The organism is Flavobacterium sp., assembly GCF_047602195.1.
Classification (GTDB): Bacteria; Bacteroidota; Bacteroidia; order Flavobacteriales; family Flavobacteriaceae; genus Flavobacterium.
The window spans coordinates 403,890-422,970 of the sequence record NZ_JASGHW010000002.1 but is presented as its reverse complement, the minus strand read 5'-3'; the positions used below and the strand labels follow the sequence as shown (position 1 = coordinate 422,970).

The 19,081-nt window shown below is 47.2% G+C and carries 19 protein-coding genes and 1 pseudogene; 8 read left to right on the top strand and 12 right to left on the bottom strand.

What is annotated here, in order from left to right; all coding sequences use genetic code 11:
* The first annotated feature begins 321 nt into the window (after positions 1-321).
* Complete coding sequence (locus QM717_RS02835; RefSeq protein WP_415034624.1) at positions 322-819, top strand: PPC domain-containing DNA-binding protein; 498 nt, start codon at positions 322-324, stop codon at positions 817-819.
* Here QM717_RS02835 and QM717_RS02830 read toward each other — a convergent pair whose 3' ends face one another.
* From QM717_RS02830 to QM717_RS02815, 4 genes and pseudogenes are all read right to left on the bottom strand, one after another.
* Positions 820-1,431 carry a hypothetical protein gene (locus QM717_RS02830; protein ID WP_415034622.1) on the bottom strand — a complete coding sequence of 204 codons (612 nt, stop codon included), beginning with the start codon at positions 1,429-1,431 and terminating at the stop codon, positions 820-822.
* A 132-nt stretch (positions 1,432-1,563) separates the two neighbouring features.
* Positions 1,564-1,842, bottom strand: a complete 279-nt coding sequence (locus QM717_RS02825; RefSeq protein ID WP_415034620.1) for a hypothetical protein — start codon at positions 1,840-1,842, stop codon at positions 1,564-1,566.
* A 92-nt stretch (positions 1,843-1,934) separates the two neighbouring features.
* Positions 1,935-2,372: a hypothetical protein gene (locus tag QM717_RS02820; RefSeq protein ID WP_415034618.1), complete on the bottom strand. Its 438-nt coding sequence runs from the start codon at positions 2,370-2,372 to the stop codon at positions 1,935-1,937.
* A 77-nt stretch (positions 2,373-2,449) separates the two neighbouring features.
* Positions 2,450-5,861 (bottom strand): annotated as a pseudogene (locus QM717_RS02815) (hypothetical protein).
* Between the two features lie 144 nt (positions 5,862-6,005).
* Between QM717_RS02815 and QM717_RS02810 the strand changes: the two are divergent.
* Both QM717_RS02810 and QM717_RS02805 read left to right on the top strand, forming a co-directional pair.
* Complete coding sequence (locus tag QM717_RS02810) at positions 6,006-7,109, top strand: hypothetical protein (protein WP_415034616.1); 1,104 nt, start codon at positions 6,006-6,008, stop codon at positions 7,107-7,109.
* Between the two features lie 15 nt (positions 7,110-7,124).
* Positions 7,125-7,418 carry a hypothetical protein gene (locus QM717_RS02805; RefSeq protein WP_415034614.1) on the top strand — a complete coding sequence of 98 codons (294 nt, stop codon included), beginning with the start codon at positions 7,125-7,127 and terminating at the stop codon, positions 7,416-7,418.
* 57 nt (positions 7,419-7,475) lie between these two features.
* Here the strand turns inward: QM717_RS02805 and QM717_RS02800 are convergent, their stop codons facing one another.
* The 4 genes from QM717_RS02800 to QM717_RS02785 all read right to left on the bottom strand — a co-directional run bounded on the left by QM717_RS02800 (position 7,476) and on the right by QM717_RS02785 (position 12,045).
* Complete coding sequence (locus tag QM717_RS02800; protein ID WP_415034612.1) at positions 7,476-8,198, bottom strand: T9SS type A sorting domain-containing protein; 723 nt, start codon at positions 8,196-8,198, stop codon at positions 7,476-7,478.
* 57 nt (positions 8,199-8,255) lie between these two features.
* Complete coding sequence (locus QM717_RS02795; protein ID WP_415034610.1) at positions 8,256-10,058, bottom strand: T9SS type A sorting domain-containing protein; 1,803 nt, start codon at positions 10,056-10,058, stop codon at positions 8,256-8,258.
* 185 nt (positions 10,059-10,243) lie between these two features.
* Positions 10,244-11,503: an aspartate kinase gene (locus tag QM717_RS02790; protein WP_415034608.1), complete on the bottom strand. Its 1,260-nt coding sequence runs from the start codon at positions 11,501-11,503 to the stop codon at positions 10,244-10,246.
* Positions 11,504-11,571: 68 nt separating this feature from the next.
* Entirely contained in the window at positions 11,572-12,045 is a 474-nt protein-coding gene (locus tag QM717_RS02785) for a GNAT family N-acetyltransferase (RefSeq protein WP_415034606.1), read from the bottom strand.
* A gap of 325 nt (positions 12,046-12,370) precedes the next feature.
* Here QM717_RS02785 and fbp point away from each other — a divergent pair, with 325 nt between their 5' ends.
* Positions 12,371-13,378, top strand: coding sequence for a class 1 fructose-bisphosphatase (fbp, locus tag QM717_RS02780; RefSeq protein ID WP_415034918.1), 1,008 nt, complete (start codon positions 12,371-12,373; stop codon positions 13,376-13,378).
* Positions 13,379-13,509: 131 nt separating this feature from the next.
* Here fbp and QM717_RS02775 read toward each other — a convergent pair whose 3' ends face one another.
* Positions 13,510-13,941, bottom strand: coding sequence for a TerB family tellurite resistance protein (locus QM717_RS02775; RefSeq protein ID WP_415034604.1), 432 nt, complete (start codon positions 13,939-13,941; stop codon positions 13,510-13,512).
* A gap of 177 nt (positions 13,942-14,118) precedes the next feature.
* On the opposite strand from QM717_RS02775, the gene QM717_RS02770 reads away from it, so the two are divergent.
* The 3 genes from QM717_RS02770 to QM717_RS02760 are packed head-to-tail and all read left to right on the top strand — an operon-like array spanning position 14,119 to position 16,726.
* Positions 14,119-14,709 carry a HupE/UreJ family protein gene (locus tag QM717_RS02770; protein WP_415034602.1) on the top strand — a complete coding sequence of 197 codons (591 nt, stop codon included), beginning with the start codon at positions 14,119-14,121 and terminating at the stop codon, positions 14,707-14,709.
* A 7-nt stretch (positions 14,710-14,716) separates the two neighbouring features.
* The gene (locus QM717_RS02765; protein ID WP_415034600.1) at positions 14,717-15,145 is read left to right on the top strand and encodes a deoxycytidylate deaminase; all 429 of its coding nucleotides are present in this window, start codon (positions 14,717-14,719) and stop codon (positions 15,143-15,145) included.
* Positions 15,146-16,726, top strand: a complete 1,581-nt coding sequence (locus QM717_RS02760; protein ID WP_415034598.1) for a S41 family peptidase — start codon at positions 15,146-15,148, stop codon at positions 16,724-16,726.
* A 3-nt stretch (positions 16,727-16,729) separates the two neighbouring features.
* Here the strand turns inward: QM717_RS02760 and QM717_RS02755 are convergent, their stop codons facing one another.
* Genes QM717_RS02755 through QM717_RS02745 form a run of 3 tightly spaced genes read right to left on the bottom strand, consistent with a single transcriptional unit; the run spans position 16,730 to position 18,156 of the window.
* The gene (locus QM717_RS02755; protein ID WP_415034596.1) at positions 16,730-17,338 is read right to left on the bottom strand and encodes an FAD-dependent oxidoreductase; all 609 of its coding nucleotides are present in this window, start codon (positions 17,336-17,338) and stop codon (positions 16,730-16,732) included.
* Positions 17,338-17,541, bottom strand: a complete 204-nt coding sequence (locus tag QM717_RS02750; RefSeq protein ID WP_415034594.1) for a hypothetical protein — start codon at positions 17,539-17,541, stop codon at positions 17,338-17,340. The genes QM717_RS02755 and QM717_RS02750 overlap by 1 nt, the downstream gene beginning before the upstream one ends.
* A gap of 39 nt (positions 17,542-17,580) precedes the next feature.
* Positions 17,581-18,156 carry a MarC family protein gene (locus QM717_RS02745; RefSeq protein WP_415034592.1) on the bottom strand — a complete coding sequence of 192 codons (576 nt, stop codon included), beginning with the start codon at positions 18,154-18,156 and terminating at the stop codon, positions 17,581-17,583.
* 187 nt (positions 18,157-18,343) lie between these two features.
* Here QM717_RS02745 and QM717_RS02740 point away from each other — a divergent pair, with 187 nt between their 5' ends.
* Entirely contained in the window at positions 18,344-19,030 is a 687-nt protein-coding gene (locus tag QM717_RS02740) for a hypothetical protein (protein ID WP_415034590.1), read from the top strand.
* Positions 19,031-19,081 lie beyond the last annotated feature (51 nt).

Here is a 19,081-nt window from a genome sequence, read left to right as displayed (position 1 = left end):
TCGGGATTTTTTGTTTTTAGGGCGTTCCCTTCGGGCAGTCGGCTTGCGGCCTCGTGTCCGTTCGGGTCGCGCTTTCTGTTGCAATCTTTTTATCGTATTTTGGTATGTCATTTCGACCGCAGGGAGAAATCTCATAAATTATAACGCTATAAAAAGGATTTCCACTGCAAATGCGTAGCATTCACTGAACACCTCTAAAGAATATCGACTCAGTGAAGTAATCGCTAACGTGCCCAATACTAGAGATGTTTCTCAAAAATTGCCATTTTTTAACACGCAAAAAATCAATCAAATCGTAACTTAGAGAGAAATCTACCGGTTATGAAAAAATTATTCCTTTTGTTGATACTGTTTGCAATTTCCGCACACGCACAAACACCCGAAACCAAGCGCTACACCAAAGTCCCCAAAGGCTATTTGATGGTGCTCAAACAAGGCGACGACCTATTCAAGGAACTCGAAAAATTTGCCATCACCGAAAACATCCCATCGGCCAATTTGACCGGAATGGGTTTCGCTTCGAGTGTCACTTTCGGCTTCTTTAATTCCCAAACCAAACAGTTCGAGCGGCAGGAATTCAAGAAAGTCGAAATCGCGAGCTTAAACGGCACCATTGCTCAGAAACTAGGAAAATATTCGATCCACGCGCATGGCGTCGTTACAGGCCGTGATTTTACCGCACACGGCGGGCACATGTTGTTTGCGACGGTCGGCACGGGTTCGGTAGAAATTATGATTCTCGTCCACGACAAAACCTTCGTGCGCCAATACGATCCCAAGATCGGCGCCGATGTATTGTGTCTCGAGAATTGTAAGTGATTATTCTGCCTTCTTTTCGGTGGCCGGATCGCTGACGGTAAACTGCGATTCAGTCGTCTTGGCTGGCTCGGCTTTCTTTTCCTCGGTTTTTGGCGGTGAATTCAATGGCGCACCCACGGCAATATCGCAACGGTGACCCGGTTGTCCATGCGGCGGATTCATCCCTGGAGCTGTCGCTGCCACGGCGGTATTGGCATTGGGAGCCAAGATGGCCGGCGCTGCACCGGTTCCGGCAGGCGTAATCCTCGTGCCGGTTTGGGTGGTTTGTCCAGGTGTGATGGTCATCGGCTGGGCTGGTGCTTTGCCCGGAGGCGAATTCAATGGGGCGCCCACGGCAATGTCGCAACGGTGACCCGGCTGCCCATGTGGTGGATTCATGCCCGCTGCTACTTTTACCGGTTGGCCCGGAGTCACCTGGGTTGTCATTTGTGGGGCGGCCACTTGTTGCGCTACGGGTTGTTGGCCAGGAGCGGGAGCGGCATTGGGTTGGGTCGGTGTCTGTGCCACATCGGCAGATGGAGTAGCCGAGCTGGGTTGTGGTTCGAGTTCTTTTTTACAGGAAGTCAGGGACAGGCCCATCAAAAGTATGCCGAATAAAGATTGTATTTTCATGAGGTTTTCTATTAAGGAAACCAAATATAACTTTTTATCCGTTCGTTTGATTTTTTCTGTCCACTTTTAACTTGTTGCCGAAGGCGTAAAAAAAGTGCGGCAAATGATACCGCACTTTTTTGGAATGATTATCTATCGATCGGCTGCCTTGGTTGCTTTGTCTTCTACCTTGGCTGCGGTACGATTGACGTCTTGCCTGACCGCTTTGCTCTGTGCTACTTTTTTCTTGTGGATTTCGCGCGCTTTCTGGTCGGCTTTCACGGCTGTTTTTTCAATCGCGTCTCCGGCTTTTTGGGCAGCCGCTTCGGTTTTGGCCGCGGCTTTGTCGGCGGCTTTTTCCACTTTGGTCTCCTGGGCGTGCACCGTGGCCGAAAGCAACAATGCCAACGCTGGTAAAATCAACTTTTTCATAACTTTAGATTTATAGGTTCTATACTTCCAAAATTAGCCGATGTGACGGGCGACCTTTTCAACAATGTCGAAAATAGTTTATATAATTCCGATCAGTCCTGGATGTACGTCTTGTTCCCGTTCTTGTTGATGTAATAGCGCCCGCCCCGTGGACCGGTGTATACTTTTTTACCGTTGTAGGTTCCGGTAACTTTATCCGGTTTGCGCGGTGCTTTTTCGTTGGTTTCCTTGATTTTGGTTGTGGTCTTTTTTGCCTTGGTTTCGGTTTTGGCTACCGCTTTTTCTGTTTTGGCGGCGGCTTTCTTTGTTTCAGCCTTGGCCTCTTTGGTGGCCTTTTTGGTTTTATCGGCGACTTTATCGGCAGTCTTGTCTATTGCCTTTCCTGTTTTCTTGGCGGCTTTTTCAGTTTTATCGGTTACTTTATTGGCCGTCTTTTTGACCTCTTTCTTAGCCTTTTCGGCTTTGGTCTGTTGGGCGTAGGTCGAAAATGACAAAGCAAGCGCAAGGCATAATAATACTAATTTCTTCATGACGTTTGATTTTAGGATGAACTTCCGTAAATGGCTCACTTAAAGGTAACAATAAAAAGAATCCGATTCGCGGTTGCTTAAAAATAAGCGCGCAATTGCACGCTTCCCGTATGAACCGTATCGCTTGTTTCGCTTTTGCGTCCTTGGTAGTTGACATTGACATCGAGGTATTGTGTCAAATTTTTCTGGATCAGCAAACGCCAGGTCAGGTTCTGTCCGGGCTGCAATCCTTCGAAGCATCTGGAAGGCGGCGGGTAGCAAGGCATTTCCGGTAAATTTGTTTTCGTACAGCGAGAATTCGCCGTTCATCGTCAGTTTCTTTTGGCTCGCGTAAGAAAAAGAAGTCCCGACGCGTGTCTGTTTCAAATTCTCGACCCCAATCTGGTTTTTCTTGTCCTGGAATTCATAGAAAACATCCCAACTCGCATTTTGGGAAAACAGGTACGAAATCTTGGGCGCCAGTTGATAGGCATCGATGCGGTAATTGCGCGATTCGAAATTTTCGACTTCGGTTTCGGTGCGTACGGCCTGAGTCTGGTAAGTAAACAGCCAGCTTTTCTGGTACAAATGCGCGTACTGCAATTGATGCGAACGACTCGCGCTTTGCTGCGACCCAATCGTAAGCAGGTTCCGCGCATGGCTATCGACATAATTGTAAGTGACCGAATGGTCCTGTTTGCCGCGGTTGTAAAACAGACTGTTGCGGAACGCCGTGCTGAGTCCGAGCAAGTCTTCATCGGTGGGCGAACCAAACGGATTGAGGTCAAAGTTGCTGCCGTCGCGCTTGATTTTGCGGTCGACCAGAAACGAAGTCTGGTTGTAAAAATAAGACAGGAATTTCTGGAGACCGTCCTTGTTCTGCCATTGCAACGGATTGAGCGTGACCGAGGTCGAGAATTTGTTCTGGTGGGTTTTAATGAAAACCTGATTGGGCAGAAACACACGCACATATTTCGCCTGGTCGGGAAACGGCGCAACCTCAAATTCCTGCAATTCCTGGACACCGTTGCCGTTGTAATCGATCCACATGTAGACGCCTTGTCCGGGCTCGACTTCTAAATACGTAAACTCCTGTTGTGCAATCGTCCCCGATGAATTTTCATAAGCGGCCGTGAGCTGGATCAATTGGTCGAAATAACGGTCGTTGTACAAAATCCTGGAGTTCAGCGAAGGCTCGTCCTCGCGTGCCGGATCGGTGAAATTGAGGTTGCGGTAATTGACGAACACCGACAAATCGGTCTTGTCGGTCTGGATCAGCTTCGATTTGGCGTAATACGAATTCGATACGTTGACGCGTCTGAGCAAACCGTCCTGCAAGCTGTCGTTGACCCGGTTCAGATAACCCAATTCGACATACACCTTGGTGCTGTCGCCACGCCCCACAAAAGCGCCGTATTCATGAAACCGTTGGCTGATGGTCGAAAGCGAATTCGTGAGCTTAATCCTTTCCTGATTGTCTTCCATACGGAAAGAACCGCCGACCCAATTTTTGCCGAAATGGTAACGGGCCTGGGTTTGGTTGCGGACAAATTTCGAAGTCGCCGTCGTGCCGTCGCTTTTCATAAAACTGCCGTTTTCACGCAACGTCCATCGGTTGAACTTGAACAAGGCATCGGCGATGTGGCGGTTTCCCGAAAAGCTCTTTGAAAAATCAAGGTTCTCGAATTGATACGTGAATTTTCCTTTTTCGGGCAGTTTCAAATCGATACCTGAGACCAACAAACTCTGGTTCGCATTCGAGATTGCCGTCAGGTTCCAGTCGCGGTCGAACTCGATGTTGAACAGCCGCTCGATTGTACGAAATTCCTTTTGGATGAATTGATAATTCGCAAAACCATCCACCTGCCACTTCCCGGAAAAAAGCCGTTGTTTGGCGTTGATTTTTCCGGCCAAACCTTGGTTGTCGCCATCGCCCATCGAAGAAAACAGGTTGAGGTCGTTGTTGCTGATGCCCATCTCAAAATCGACTGCCGTTTTCTCGGACGGATTGTACTTGCCCATCAGGGTCGCAATCTGGATTTTTGTCGGCGGAATGAGCCGCGTGATCGGGTCGTAATTGCCTTGTTTGATTCCATCAACGGGCGGCACATATTCAAAGACACGGCCCACCGAGGAAGCATTCGACAAAATGTAATCGCCCTGGTTGTTGCCGACCAAAGTAAAGCGCACATTGTAGAGCACCTCGGTGGGATTGGTCGAATATTCGAAGACTTCGGTCGTTCCGAGCAATACCTTTCGGTACAGGATCTTGTTTTCGGAAAACGAATCGATATAGGCCGATGGTGCGGTCATTAAATCGGGATCGTCACCGGCCGCCTTGAGGATTTGGGCCTGTTCGGGTGAAAGATTTTGCTGCAACGGTTGGTTCTTGACGTCGTTTTCGGAATAGACGTAGGTGCCGATGCTCCAATCGCTGCGTTCGTGCGTCGCGCCGAAATAGGTCACAAATCGGGTGTAATTTCTATCGGAAAACTGGTATTCGACATTGATACGCATTTCGGAAGTGATCGGGAACAAAGAGGTAAAAATGATTTCGCCCGCGTTGTAATCGATGATGTAATCGTTGTTTTCGCCGCGTTTGAGCAAAATCCCGTTGACATAGACGCGTTCGGAACCCGAAATCACGAGGATGAACAATTCGCCGTTGGCCCCGCGCAATTTATACGGTCCCTGATTGCCCTCCTGTCCGACAAACGTACTTTTGGCGTACTGTCCGCGGACCAAAGCGGCAGACGCGAACACATTGGTTTTGTTGCCTTCTTTTCCAAAATTGAAACTCGTAGCCAATCCTTGGACTTTCTTGTTGAAATTGAGGAAACGCGACTTGCGGTTTTCGAGAAACAAATCGCCGGCGCGGATGCTCCATTTATCGCTAAAGAGTTCGATGAAAATCTGGTCGAATTCATCCAATTTCTGCGAATAACCGCCATCCTGGAGCGGAATGTTGCTGTCCTGGATCGAGGCGCGCAGGCTGACCTTGTCGGAGATTTTTCCCGTAATCTGTAAATCGAGATTCGAGTTGACAACCGCATTTTGATTGTTGCCGATCGTAATTCCACGCGTGATGCTGCCCGAAGTATTGAGCCCTTCAAAAGGCGTAAACCGCTTGACGGGATCGTTGGTGACCTTGTACAAATTGCGCATGCCCGAATTAGAAACCACACGGCTGTCGTCGTAGATGCTGTACTGCTTGGTCAGGTATTCGGGAAACTTGAGGAATCGCACCGTGAGCGTATCGTTGGTCAACGGATAATTTTCACGGAAAATCAAGCGGCCTTTCTGGAAATCCATTTTGTAAAAGGAGGTATCGATGGGTTGCGCATTGGCACCAAGCAATTTGAAAAAAGTGGGATTGACGCTCACCGAATCGATGCGGATCGTATCACGTGTCGCGATGATTTTTTTGGATTGGTACGGGGTCTTGATTTCCTGTGCCTGAAGGCCCGAAAAGCAAACGATCGAGATCCAAAAAAGTAGTTTTTTCAACATAAGGAATATAACGCCAAGACATCAAAAGTAGTGTATTCTGATGAGAATGTTTCGATTGCAAAATGGTCGCTATCGTTAAAATTTGTTTCCCAAATCCATAATCCATTTGAATTGTTATTTTTGTAGACAACTTAAATCTGCACAATGAATTATAAGCTCAGGTTGCGCCAATTGGCATTGGCATTCATCGCCGTTTCGATGGTGGCTTGTTCGTCTGATGATGGCGAAGAATATGTTCCGGTTGTTCCGGCTTTGGAGTCGCCGGTGGTGGTCGACCTCGCTTCTGTTCCTTATGAAAAACTCTCGGAATACCAGTTTTTCGAAGGCGAAATGAAAAACCAAAAGCCAGCCTATGGATTGATTCCTTATGCACCGGCAAGCCAATTGTTTACCGATTATGCCGAAAAGAAGCGTTTCATTTGGCTGCCCAAAGGAACAAAGGCGAGCTATGACGGCGATGGGAAAGTATTGCAGATGCCCGTCGGTGCTGCGCTTGTCAAGACATTTTATTACAACCATGTACAGCCGTCGAATACCACCAAACTGATCGAGACCCGCGTGATGATCAAGAAGGCGAGCGGTTGGATTTTTGCGACCTATGTTTGGAACGATGCACAAACCGAAGCCTATTATTTGGCGGCAGGCGGGAGTAATGTTTCGATTACGTGGACGCATACGAACAACGAAACCAAAACCGCCGATTACCGCATTCCGTCACAGGACGAGTGCCTGATTTGCCATAAAATCAACGAGACCGCTTTTCCGATTGGCATCAAGCCGCAAAACCTCAATGTGAATTACAATTACGCGAATGGCCCGAAAAACCAACTCCAAAAACTCATTGAATTGGGATATCTCACCGACAATCTTCCGGCCAATATTGTGACGACTGTCGATTTCAACGATGTCACCAAACCGCTTAATTTGCGCGTGCGTTCTTATTTCGACAGCAATTGTGCCCATTGCCATAGTGATGGCGGTCAGGCATCGTTTTATGCCTTGCGTTTTCCTTTTGGCTTGACCGAGAACCTGACCAATATGGGGGTTTGTGTCGAGCCGAATCATTATGTCCCGGGCTTCGAGGGCCGATTGGTCGCGCCTGGAGATGTAACCGAATCGATGGTCTATTACCGCATCACGACCGATGATTTCTTCTACCGCATGCCAATGCTGGGACGTTCGATCCCGCATCAGGAAGCAATTGCGTTGGTGGGCGATTGGATCAATTCGATTACTGATTGCCCTTAAAATTGTAACCGCACCATGAAACCCGTTGTCCAGAAAAGAATGCTTGTGTGGACCGTCTATTCGATGGTTGTCTTTTGTGTGGTCTCGTACCTGTCCGTAATGGTTTCTTTGCTTTCGCGGGTGGGTACTTCAGGCAAACCGACGGCCAATATCGGGTTTCCATTCCGGTACTATTTTCAATTTTGGGCCAGTGGCAACGACTTTCCGAATTGCGGTTGGAGGGCCGACTATTTGATTATGGATTTTGCGCTCACCTGGGTTTTAACCACGGCTGTTTTTGTTTTCTGGAACAGGAGAAAAGGAACATGAGAAAATAAAAAAAGGCCCGTTCACAAAAACGGGCCTTTTCTAGATTGCATAAGTCTGTTATTTCTTGATGATTTTCACAGACGATTTTTGATTGCTATCGGTATTGAAACTCAGGATGTAAATTCCAGCACTTAAATGGGAAACGTCGATGTTATGGTCGCCGGCAACGAGGTTTTGTCTGTTGACCGATTTTCCGTTGACGTCGAACAATTCCATCTGTACATTTTTAGAAGCCTTGATCTCGAGGTTGTTTTCCACTACACTTGATTTCACCACAGCACCAGTTGATGTTGTGTTGAATGCGGTCGTAGAAAGACCATTTGGATCGTAACGGTAGATCACCGTGACATTGTTCCCCACCGGATCGCCCATCGCATCTTCCATGTAGAATTTGAAGACGTAATCGGTGATGCCGCCGTTGTTTGGCGTGGTGTTGAGGAAGTGGTCGAACTGAGAGTTGGTTCCGCCCGGCGCGATCGCTACGGCAGTGCTTGGATAAGCATGTCCAGGGCTTACAGAAGCCAAGCAAACGTCGCCAAAACAAAGTTCCATCCCTGCACCGGTTCCGTTGATTACATCAACACATTCGATACGGGCTGTGATGGTTTGTGCAGAGTTGTTGTGCACGAGGAACCCGAAATAGGCATCCTCATATTCAAGCGAGTTGAACGAGAATACTTGTCCGTTGCTCACTGGGGTTCCATCAGATTTGGTGATGCTCATCTGCGCTTGTGTGGCAGATACCGCTAACATTCCTAAAAACAGTAGTACTTTTTTCATGGTCATTTTCATTATAAAAGTTCAGGGAACCAATGTGATTCCCTGAAGTAGGTTGTATTATTTCAAGATTATTTTTTGGGTTTGCTCCGAAGTTCCGTTGCTCATTTTGGCCAAATAGATTCCTGTTTGGAAAGCCGAAAGATCGATAGCTGTTTCGCTGGTTACTTGATTTTGGGTAAAGATTACTTTACCGGTCAAGTCAGAAACCGTTACATCAACTGGTGTGGCAGAGCTGATTCTGACGATACCAGTAGTTGGGTTTGGATACATTTTGATGGCCGATTGGGCGTCAAAATGTTTGTTGCCCAAAGCCTCGACTGCATAAGTCGATTGCATGATCGATTTGCCAGCGCTTTGGATGAATACCACCACGGCCAAATCTTCCATTTCTTCTACGTTTGTTCCGTCCAAAGAAGCCGAAACCTGTACGCTTTGTTGGACATCGCGTACGCAGTTGATGGTAGTTCCTGCTGCGTTTGGAACCATTTTCATCATCACATTGTGGAATTCAGTTTCTCCGTTGGTCGCGATGTTGCCAGTAGTTACTTTCTCAACTACGGCAGCACGCAAAGTGTAAGTTCCTGAAAGGTAAGGAGTAACGTCTACGTTTACAGTGATGTTGTCTCCTTCGAGGATGTGGGATGCATTCATGGTAAAGAAAGCTGGTCTCACCATTGCGGCATTCAAGTCAGCTTGCAACAAACTCGTGTTGAAGTTGGTGCCGTCTTTAGAGTCGATGAACAAAGTCGGGGCAGCATTTACGCTGTAATAAGTAACACGGTTGCCTACTTCAGTCGTGTAATAAGGGTCTCCGGCGCCTGGCCAGTTCACTTGGTAGTTGATCAAGGCAAAGTTGTCGTGGTTGGTTTCGAAAAACCCGTTGAAGTAACCACCGTTGAAAGAAGCACAAGGCGCGCAAGTGGCGCTTGAGAACTTCTCGTACAAAGGATATCTCGTAGCGGCGTTGCTGGCCACAGAAACGATTTTGGTCACTTGGTTGTTCGTATTGTCGCTGTCGGTAGTTCCGTTAGGGTTTTCTGTCCAAACTTTGACATTGTAGTTTTCGCCCGGTGTATCATTCCAAACATCGGTATGGTTGTAAGTATAGCTGGCTCCTGGAGTCACATTGAGTCCGGTCAGGTTTTGGGTGTGGATGGTTCCATCGTTTACCTGCCATTTCAAATCTACCGAAGTCAACGCATTGGCGCCCATGTTTTTGAATTGTCCGGTAATGGCAGTGCTTCCAGTGGTAGCGAAGATATCGCTCATCACCACGCTGCTCATTTCGGCATCGTTCTCTTGGATTTGGCTCACAGTGACATCGTCGATAAAAATACGGTTTCCATAGGCCGATGTAGCCAAGAAAATGACATGCCCGTTTCCGTTCAGGTTGGCCGGAAGATCGAATGAGTAAGTGTACCATCCGCCTTCTGCAACGGCTGGAGACAATGCAATCGAACGGTTTACGGTTCCGAGCAATTGCGCGCCAGTGGTGTTAGGGTTGGCGTTGTACATGACGCGAATTCTGTCGCCATCGGTTGGATAGCCACCATCGCGGAACATTTTAAATTTTACCCTGTATGAAGCGCCGCTGAAAGCAATGGCAGGTGATACCAAGCTGTAGTTGTTTCCTACGGCAATGTTATAAGCGTCGAATTGCGCCATACCGGCACCTTGTGCAGGGGTGCAGCTCGGGTTTGTTCCGCTTGTAACTCTCGTCCAGCCTACACTGGCCGAACCTCCTGTGACGTGAGTAACCGTCCAATTCAGGGCCGTGTCAAAAGTCTCCGAAAGGAGTACTTGAGCTTCAGCCTGTAGTCCCGCGAAGAGCAGCGCGAGAGCCAAAGTAATTTTTCTCATAATGTTTAGGTGTTTAATAGTTTGAATAGATTGTTGTATTAGGTTGCAATAATAGTAAAAAAGTTTGTTAAAAGCTTCAACTTTCGGCAAATAAATCAAAGAAAAAAGCAAAACCGTTTTGACTTTGGTTTTGCTTGTATTTTTTGGGTCTATGTTTTTGATTTACAATCGACCAACTGTTATTTTTATTGTGCCTCTTTGGTGACGATTTGCATCGTTTCCCGGCTGACTTGTTTGAGCAAAACCATTTTGTCCTGCTCGACCATTTTGGTGGCTTTTTCGTCGAAATGGCGGATCGTATACAGCGAAACATTCTCATTGTACGACACCTTGAATTTTTTCGAAAGCACATTCTTGAGTTCGTTGAAATTGCCAAACTTGTCGTCCACGCAAACCGAAAAACTGATCGCCGAATTCTGGATCAAATGTACCTTCATTTTGTACTGGTGCAACAGCGCAAAAATCTCGCTGATGTTTTCCTCCATGATGAACGAAAAATCGATCGATGACAACGACACCAAAAGCTGCTCTTTCTTGACGATGAAACACGGCAAATGCGGTTCGAGATCCTTGCCTTTCGAAACGGCCGTCCCAGGCAATTCCGGATTCAGGAACGATTTGACATAGAGTGGAATTTCCTTGCGCTGCAAGGGCTGCAAGGTTTTCGGGTGAATCACCGTCGCGCCGTAAAACGCCAATTCGATGGCCTCGCGGTAGGAAATCTGGTTGAGCAAACGCGCATTTTCAAAATACCGCGGATCGGCATTCATCACGCCCGGCACATCTTTCCAGATCGTCACGCTTTCGGCGCCAAGACAATACGCAAAAATCGCCGCCGTATAATCGGAGCCTTCGCGGCCCAAGGTCGTCGTAAAATTGTTCTCGTCCGAGCCCAAAAATCCTTGTGTAATATTGAGTACTTTCTTTTTGACATTTTTTGAAATGTTCTTCTGCGTCAAATCCCAATCGACATTGGCGTCGCGGTACGTATTGTCGGTCTTGATGAAATTGCGCACGTCGATCCAATTGGTTTTGATGCCTTGATGGTTCATAAAATGCGCGAGAATCGTCGTCGAAATCAATTCGCCCATGCTCACGACCTGGTCGTACACGAAATTGTAATTGGGTGATTTGTTCTGCGCGAGGAAAAAATCAAGGTCGGCAAACAATTGGTTGACCGCCGCAAAAACCGCATGTTTTTCATCCTCGAACAAATCGAGCAAAATCTGGTTGTGGTATTTGCGCACTTCCTGTGCCGAGGATTTGAGCGCGGGCGATTTTCCGAAATAATCCTTGATTACGACTTCGAGCGCATTGGTCGTCTTGCCCATGGCCGAAACCACAAGCAATACATCGTCATATCCCGTTTGTTGCAATACGCTGTACACATTGCGCACGCCGGCCGCATCTTTGACCGAAGCGCCGCCAAATTTGAAGATTCTCATAGTTTAGATTTGTAGAGCCAAGAATCAAGAGTCAAGATTTTGAAAGTCTTGGTTCTTGGCTCTTGGTTCTATAATCTGTTTAAAAAATTGTCTATTCCGTTTTCATCCATATTCACCACGCGCCAAGTCGGCAGCAGCTTCGCGCCCGATTTCTCGTAAAAGTCGATGGCAGGCGTGTTCCAATCCAGCACATTCCATTCGATGCGGCGCACCCTGTCGCGTTTGCCCTGTTTGATGATTTCCGAATACAACTCAAAACCGAGTCCTGAGCCGCGCATTTCTGCTTTGACAATCAAATCTTCGAGATGGATCGTTTTGCCTTTCCAGGTCGAATAGCGGTAATAATAGAGCGCCATGCCTACAATTTTGCCCTCTTTTTCGGCGATAAACGTATGGAACAACGGGTTTTCGGAAAAACCGTCGCGTTCCAGATCGGCCACGGTCACGACCACGGCGTCGGGTTCTTTTTCAAAAATCGCGAGTTCGGTGATCAGTTCGAGAACCGCGGGCATGTCGGCTTGGGTGCCTTTTCGGATGTTCATTTTGTTTTCTTTTGGCCACGAATTCCCAAATTGCCACAAATGATTCTTGCCTCATTCGTGAATTCATGGCTGATTTTTCAGGAGCATGATCCCGCTTTCGCCTTTATCTTTGTTATTTTGGTATGCCTCTGCTGCGCTCCGGCGTATCCAAAATAAAAAGGATATCGGCTCTATCGGGGCTAGGATTAATCGTTCGGAAACAAATATAGCTTACAAAAAAGAAATCCCCAATTCGAAATCCCAAGTTTTGAGTCGAATGTTGAAAATTCAGATTTGAAAATTGGATTTTCCCACTATCTTTGCCGACAACTACAACGATTTCGCCATGGAAGAACGCAACAGGACGCTCGGTGAATTTATCATCGAGAAACAAAAAGACCACAATTATTCAACGGGAGAGCTGTCCAAGATCATCAACTCGATTAGGCTCGCGGCGAAAGTCGTCAACTACAAGGTCAACAAAGCCGGACTCGTCGACATCACAGGCGCAGCGGGCGAACAGAACATCCAAGGCGAAGACCAGCAAAAGCTCGATGTTTACGCCAACAATATTTTTATCCAAACCCTGATCAACCGTGAAATCGTGTGCGGTATTGCTTCGGAAGAAAATGACGATTTCATCACCGTCGAAGGGCTCGACAGCGGGCACAACAACAAATACGTTGTCTTGATGGATCCGCTCGACGGTTCGTCCAACATTGATGTGAATGTGTCGGTGGGAACGATTTTTTCGGTATTCCGCCGCGTCACGCCAGTCGGCACGCCGGTTACTTTGGAAGATTTCCTGCAACCCGGAACCGCACAGGTCGCCGCGGGTTACGTCATTTACGGTACTTCAACCATGCTCGTTTACACGACCGGTCACGGCGTCAATGGATTCACGTTGAACCCGGCCATCGGGACATTTTACCTGTCGCATCCGAACATGCAATTCAAACCCGACGGCACTATTTATTCGATCAACGAAGGGAATTACGTCCACTTTCCGCAAGGCGTCAAGGATTACATCAAATATTGCCAGCTCGAAGAAGGCGACCGTCCGTATACGTCGCGCTACATCGGCAGTTTGGTGTCCGACATTCACAGAAACATGATCAAAGGCGGCATCTATATTTACCCAACGAGCGCCAAAGCCCCGAAGGGTAAATTGCGCTTGCTCTACGAATGCAACCCGATGGCGTTCATCGCCGAACAGGCAGGAGGAAAGGCTTCCGACGGTTTCGGCCGCATTATGGAAATCCAACCGACCGAATTGCACCAGCGCGTACCATTTTTCTGCGGCAGCAAGAACATGGTCGAGAAGGCCGAGGAGTTCATGGCCAAGGCCAAATAAGTACCTGAGAAAAACCAAACCAATTATATTAACCAAAAAGCCGGACTTCAACTTGAAATCCGGCTTTTGTATTTTTGCACTCAGGCACTCAGGCACTCAGGCACTCAGGCACTCAGGCACTCAGGCACTTCTTATTTATTCATGTGTTCCATCTCATACATGAACACATCCGAATCTACTTTTTTATCGATCAGAGACATCGCTTTGTTGACGATGTGGTTCACGTTGCCAGGCGTAAATCCGAGTGCCAACGCAAATTTGCGTAACAAAATGTCCTGTTTGTCGCCCAATTGGTGGTCGATGTGTACCATACGGCCCAAATCGTACAAACGCTCGAGGCGCTGCGAGTAGAGGTAAGGCGGGTTGATGGGATATTTCAAAGGATTCTCGAGAATCTCCTCATATTCGTCTCTGGTGATTTCTAATTTCCCGGCGAGTTTGTCCAAAAACGTTTTTTCTTCGGGATGTACGACACCGTCGGCAAGCGCAACGCGTACAATCGCAGAGAAATGACCTTTGTTTCTGGTCTTGAATTCGCTATCAAATAAATCTGAAAATGACATAATTGTTGGTTTTAAAGGATGAGCAAATATATTGCATTTCCGTTGGATTTGAAATCGAAATTTTAACTTTTTTGCCTTGTTAAATGCGCCTTTCCAAAATGTTAAACCGCAAGGTGCGTTAATAAAATAAATTGTAAGTTTACAGACCCTAAAATCTATTGTTAAATACCATTTGGAATGTCAGAATTTTTGATATATCTCGAAATTGGCCTACATCATGTTCTGGACATCAGGGGCTATGACCACATTTTATTTTTGATGGCGCTCACCGTGCCGTATGCCTTTAAGGATTGGAAGCGCGTGTTGTTGCTGGTTTCGATTTTTACGATCGGACACACCTTGGCGCTCGTGCTTTCGGTATTCGGCGTGATCATGATCAAGGCGGCTTTGGTCGAGTTTTTAATCCCGATTACGATTTTGATTACCGCGGTTTATAATTTATTTACTGCGGGTAAAGGCGGGAAGAAAGACGGAATCAACATCGTGGGTTTCATCACACTGTTTTTTGGGATCATCCACGGACTCGGGTTCTCGAATTATTTCAAGTCGATCCTGTCCGGCAATGCCTCCGATAAAATTGCCCCTTTGCTCGAGTTTGCGCTCGGGATCGAAATCGCCCAACTGATTGTGGTTTTGGTTGTGCTGCTGATTTCGTTTGTATTGCAACATTTCGCGCGTTTTTCCAAGCGCGATTTTACGCTGGTCACCTCGGCCTTCGTGATCGGAGTAGTCGTGCCGATGTTGCTCGAAAGCGACGTTTGGAACTAAACAAAACATGGAAACGGTAAAAAAGAACAAATACGACAAAGCCTACCTGCGCATCGCCAGGGAATGGGGCCAGTTGTCTTACTGCAAAAGAAAAAAAGTCGGCGCGATTATCGTGCGCGACAAAATGATCATCTCCGACGGGTATAATGGAACGCCCACAGGCTTCGAAAACTGCTGCGAGGACGAAGAAGGACTCACGCAATGGTACGTTTTGCACGCCGAGGCGAATGCGATTCTCAAAGTCGCCCAATCGACGCAATCGTGCGAAGGCGCCACCTTATACATTACGCTTTCGCCCTGCCGCGAATGCAGCAAACTGATCCACCAATCGGGAATCACACGGGTCGTTTACCAAATGGGCTACCGCGATACCTCGGGGATTGATTTTCTCCAAAAGGCCGGTGTCGAAGTCGAACAAATCGAAGTACTCGACTAAATGCGTCTCAAGAGTACATACGTCATCCTTCTGGTTTCGTTGGCTTTGGCCATCGGGGTTCTGCTGGGCGGATTCCTCAATTTTCCGGTCGAGAAGCCTTCGTTTTCGAAAAAGAATTACAAAAGCAAGCTCAACCGATTGCTTGATTTTATCGATAATGAATACGTCGATGACGTCAATACCGATTCGATTGTCGAGTTGACCGTCAATGACATTTTGGGCCAGCTCGATCCGCATTCGGTCTACATTCCGCCGAGCGAACAAGTGGCCGAAGCCGAGAGCATGCGCGGCGATTTCGTCGGGATTGGCGTGAATTTTTACATGTACAAGGACTCGGTGGCGGTCATCAAACCACTCGAAAACGGACCTTCTGAAAAAGCCGGAATCAAACCCGGCGACCGCATCTTATACGCCGGGAAAGACAAATTGTTTGGCAAAAAATTACCGTCGGATACCTTGTTTTCAAAATTGCGCGGTACGCCAGGTTCCGAGCTGATGCTGACGGTGTACCGCAAATCCGAAAACCGCAAATTCAACGTCAAGATCAAACGCGACGTGATCCCGATCAACAGCGTCGACGCGGCGATTCTGGTCAATCCATCAACCGGCTACATCAAAATCAACCGTTTTGCTGAAACGACCTACGATGAATTCCAGCGCGCGCTGACCAAATTGCGCAACCAACAAATCAAAACTTTGATTATTGACGTACGCGACAACGGTGGCGGTTACATGGAAATGGCGGCAGAAATTGCGGACGAGCTCTTGAAAGACAAGGAACTGATTGTGTTCACCAAAAATAAAAAAGGCCGTATCGATAAAACATTTGCGACCCAGCGCGGGGATTTCGAACAAGGCAAAGTCTATGTGTTGATCAACGAAAACAGCGCCTCGGCGAGCGAAATCCTTGCCGGTGCCGTACAGGACAATGACCGCGGAACCATCGTCGGGCGCCGTTCCTTTGGTAAAGGATTGGTGCAACGCGAGATGCAATTCGATGACAATTCGGCGGTGCGGTTGACCGTGGCGCGTTATTATACACCGTCGGGCCGTTCGATCCAAAAAAATTACGCCAAGGGCAATGACGATTATTTCGGGGAATTTGCCAAACGTTTCGAACACGGCGAATTGTACAAAAAAGACTCGATCAAGATCGCCGATACGCTCCAGTTCAAAACCAAATCGGGGCGGATTGTGTATGGGGGCGGTGGCATCGTTCCTGATATTTTTGTCCCGCTCGAAGTAGAACACGGACAGGAAACCACCGCTTATCTGATGCAATCGGGCGTGGTGGGGCATTTTGTTTTCGAGGAATTGGACAAAGACCGCAAGGCATTTGCCGGTTACAATTTTGCGCAATTCCTGGCCAAGATGGACAAAACGGATGTGTATTTCGACCATTTCCAGAAATACGTGATCGAAAATGGGGTCGAGGTCAACCTCAGTAAAAACAAAGCCTTAGTCAAACGCTACCTTGCGGCTGAATTCGCCCAGCAGCTTTTCGACGACGAGAAATACTACGAAATCGTATTGCGCGAAGACCCGATGATCCGCGCGGTGCTCAACAACGATAAAAAATAAGCGTTATTTTTTGATGGAATCGTGGCTTTGGCTTTGGTGGCCATTGTTCCACAGCGTCAGGATGTCGGTTGCGACTTCGGCACCACTTCCGGCGGCGATGGCGAGTTGGCTTCTTTTTCCAGACAATGTTCCGGCCACATAAATGCCTTCGGTGACTTTGTGGTCGACATTCTTGAGTTGGATCCTTTGTTTTTCGGGAACCGATTTTTGGTGCGGCTCGATGTATTGCATCAACCCTTCAATCATAAAGGTATTGGTATAACCGACGGCCACGACAATCAATTTGGTCTGGTAGGTATTTTTGTTGGTGGTAACGGTGAAGTTTCCGTTTTCGCCTGCCACTTTCATGACTTTTTCATTGGCGATTTGCGTCACATGCGGATATTGGGAAGCCAATTGTTCGGTACTTTCAACCAGCAATTCCGAGCCGAGTTTGCCTGGGGCGATTCCATAAGCATTGTTGAACAAGGCTTCCTGAAGGTTAGAGGTTTTCTGGTGGGTAAAAATGCCGATCTTTTTGTCGGCGGCAAAAGTTTTTTTGTGGGCCGAACCCAAAATCAGTGCGCAGGACATACCTGAAACGCCCCCGCCGATCAGCAATACGTCGAACATTAAGAATTGTTTTTGGTTTTCTCCTCGATCATTTTGGACATCCTGAAGATGAGCAGGATGAAAATCGCACAGAAAGAAGCAGCGATGCCGATCAGTGCAACCATCGAATTGCCTTCGAACAAATGGTCAAAATCGAGAAGTGTAATGTTGAAAATAATAAGTGCAATCGCGACGATTACCAATATGGAAGTAAAAATTTTCATTCGTGGAATTTAATTTTTAATGAAATTACTAAAATTGGCTTACATGAACAAACCTTTAACATTCGCCGCAAATAATTTAACAGCGATTGCCAGCAGTACCACGCCAAAGGCTTTCCGGATGACGCCGAGTCCGTTTTTGCCCAACATTTTCTCGATTTTGGCCGATGAGCGCAACACCCCGTAAACCAGGATGATGTTGAGCACAATGGCAATGACGATGTTGATGGATTCGAACTGCGAGCGCAAAGATAATAAAGTTGTCATTGTCCCGGCACCGGCAATCAAAGGAAACGCGAGCGGGACAATCGAGGCGCCGCTGGCTTCTTCGTCTTTGTAGATCCGGATGCCCAGGATCATTTCGAGGGCGAGGAAAAACAGCACAAACGAACCGGCCACGGCAAAGGAATGCACATCAATGCCGATCAATTTGAGGAATTCTTCCCCGATAAAAAGAAATACAATCATAATGACGCCGGCGACTGCCGAAGCTTTTTCCGATTCGATGTGGCCATGCCTGTTGCGCAAATCGACAATGATCGGAATGGTGCCGACGATATCGATGACCGCAAAAAGGACCATGCTGACGGTGATAATTTCCCTAAAATCCAACTGCATAAAGTATGTGTTTAGCGCCGCTCTGGTTGCCTAAAAGCGGCTCGGGTTTGAGGCTGCAAAAGTACTCCATAACAGCCGAAGTATTAGCCAAAAATAAGTTAAGTTTTACGTTGCTTTTTTATTGGGGGTAGAAAGATAAGATTCTGAAAATCAATTGGTATATTTAGGTAACTAAAAAACACAACCGATGAAAACAAAAGCAATTGCCTTTTTTCTACTGCTCGGATCGTTCTCTTTTGCGCAGCAATCGCCTGATATGGCCAGTATGATGGCCAATAAAGTTGACGCCGCCCAGGTGCCCGATGCCTATCCTTTTACATGGAAATACAAGATGGATCTCAATACCGATGGCAAATCCTTCCAGGCCGATTACCTGTTGGAGCCCAATGCGAAATATTTTGGGATGAATATGTCCCAATCCGGAAACGATGTAACGATGGTCATGGATACCAACAAAAAACTGACGGTTATGGGATTTGGGAAAGGTGCCCAAAAAATGGGCATGGCCACCAAAATGCGCGATTATTTGAGTACAGGAAACAAAGAAGGCGCCCAAAAGTTTGCCTACAAATCGTTGCCCGACAAAACGATTTTGGGTTACAAATGCAAAGGAGTCGAAGCCTCCAATACCGAGATGACGATGGTTTTTTATTTCACCAATGAAGCGCCGGTCAATTTTGTCGATTGGTTCAAGGCGCCCGGTGCGCAAAAGATTCCTGATGCCTTTGGGGCTTATTTCAAGCCCGGAGACAAGCCGTTGGTGCTATCGATGGAATTTACAGACAAAGCCAACGGCAAGAAGACTTCGATGCAATGTGTGGCATTGGAAAAAAATGCATTCACATTTAAGAAATCGGACTATAAGTTCATGTAAAGTTGCCTTTTTATGCTCTGCGAGATGATTCCCCAATTTCAATGTCAATAG

Coding starts and splice junctions, on each gene's coding strand:
- QM717_RS02785 (WP_415034606.1), bottom strand. CDS start 12,045: ATGAACATCCGAAAAGGCACCCAAGCCGACATGCCCGCGGTTCTCGAA.
- QM717_RS02745 (WP_415034592.1), bottom strand. CDS start 18,156: ATGCAGTTGGATTTTAGGGAAATTATCACCGTCAGCATGGTCCTTTTT.
- QM717_RS02740 (WP_415034590.1), top strand. CDS start 18,344: ATGAAAACAAAAGCAATTGCCTTTTTTCTACTGCTCGGATCGTTCTCT.
- QM717_RS02795 (WP_415034610.1), bottom strand. CDS start 10,058: ATGAGAAAAATTACTTTGGCTCTCGCGCTGCTCTTCGCGGGACTACAG.
- QM717_RS02790 (WP_415034608.1), bottom strand. CDS start 11,503: ATGAGAATCTTCAAATTTGGCGGCGCTTCGGTCAAAGATGCGGCCGGC.
- QM717_RS02810 (WP_415034616.1), top strand. CDS start 6,006: ATGAATTATAAGCTCAGGTTGCGCCAATTGGCATTGGCATTCATCGCC.
- QM717_RS02800 (WP_415034612.1), bottom strand. CDS start 8,198: ATGAAAAAAGTACTACTGTTTTTAGGAATGTTAGCGGTATCTGCCACA.
- QM717_RS02775 (WP_415034604.1), bottom strand. CDS start 13,941: ATGTCATTTTCAGATTTATTTGATAGCGAATTCAAGACCAGAAACAAA.
- QM717_RS02825 (WP_415034620.1), bottom strand. CDS start 1,842: ATGAAAAAGTTGATTTTACCAGCGTTGGCATTGTTGCTTTCGGCCACG.
- QM717_RS02805 (WP_415034614.1), top strand. CDS start 7,125: ATGAAACCCGTTGTCCAGAAAAGAATGCTTGTGTGGACCGTCTATTCG.
- QM717_RS02835 (WP_415034624.1), top strand. CDS start 322: ATGAAAAAATTATTCCTTTTGTTGATACTGTTTGCAATTTCCGCACAC.
- QM717_RS02770 (WP_415034602.1), top strand. CDS start 14,119: ATGTCAGAATTTTTGATATATCTCGAAATTGGCCTACATCATGTTCTG.
- QM717_RS02765 (WP_415034600.1), top strand. CDS start 14,717: ATGGAAACGGTAAAAAAGAACAAATACGACAAAGCCTACCTGCGCATC.
- QM717_RS02820 (WP_415034618.1), bottom strand. CDS start 2,372: ATGAAGAAATTAGTATTATTATGCCTTGCGCTTGCTTTGTCATTTTCG.
- QM717_RS02760 (WP_415034598.1), top strand. CDS start 15,146: ATGCGTCTCAAGAGTACATACGTCATCCTTCTGGTTTCGTTGGCTTTG.
- QM717_RS02755 (WP_415034596.1), bottom strand. CDS start 17,338: ATGTTCGACGTATTGCTGATCGGCGGGGGCGTTTCAGGTATGTCCTGC.
- QM717_RS02750 (WP_415034594.1), bottom strand. CDS start 17,541: ATGAAAATTTTTACTTCCATATTGGTAATCGTCGCGATTGCACTTATT.
- fbp (WP_415034918.1), top strand. CDS start 12,371: ATGGAAGAACGCAACAGGACGCTCGGTGAATTTATCATCGAGAAACAA.
- QM717_RS02830 (WP_415034622.1), bottom strand. CDS start 1,431: ATGAAAATACAATCTTTATTCGGCATACTTTTGATGGGCCTGTCCCTG.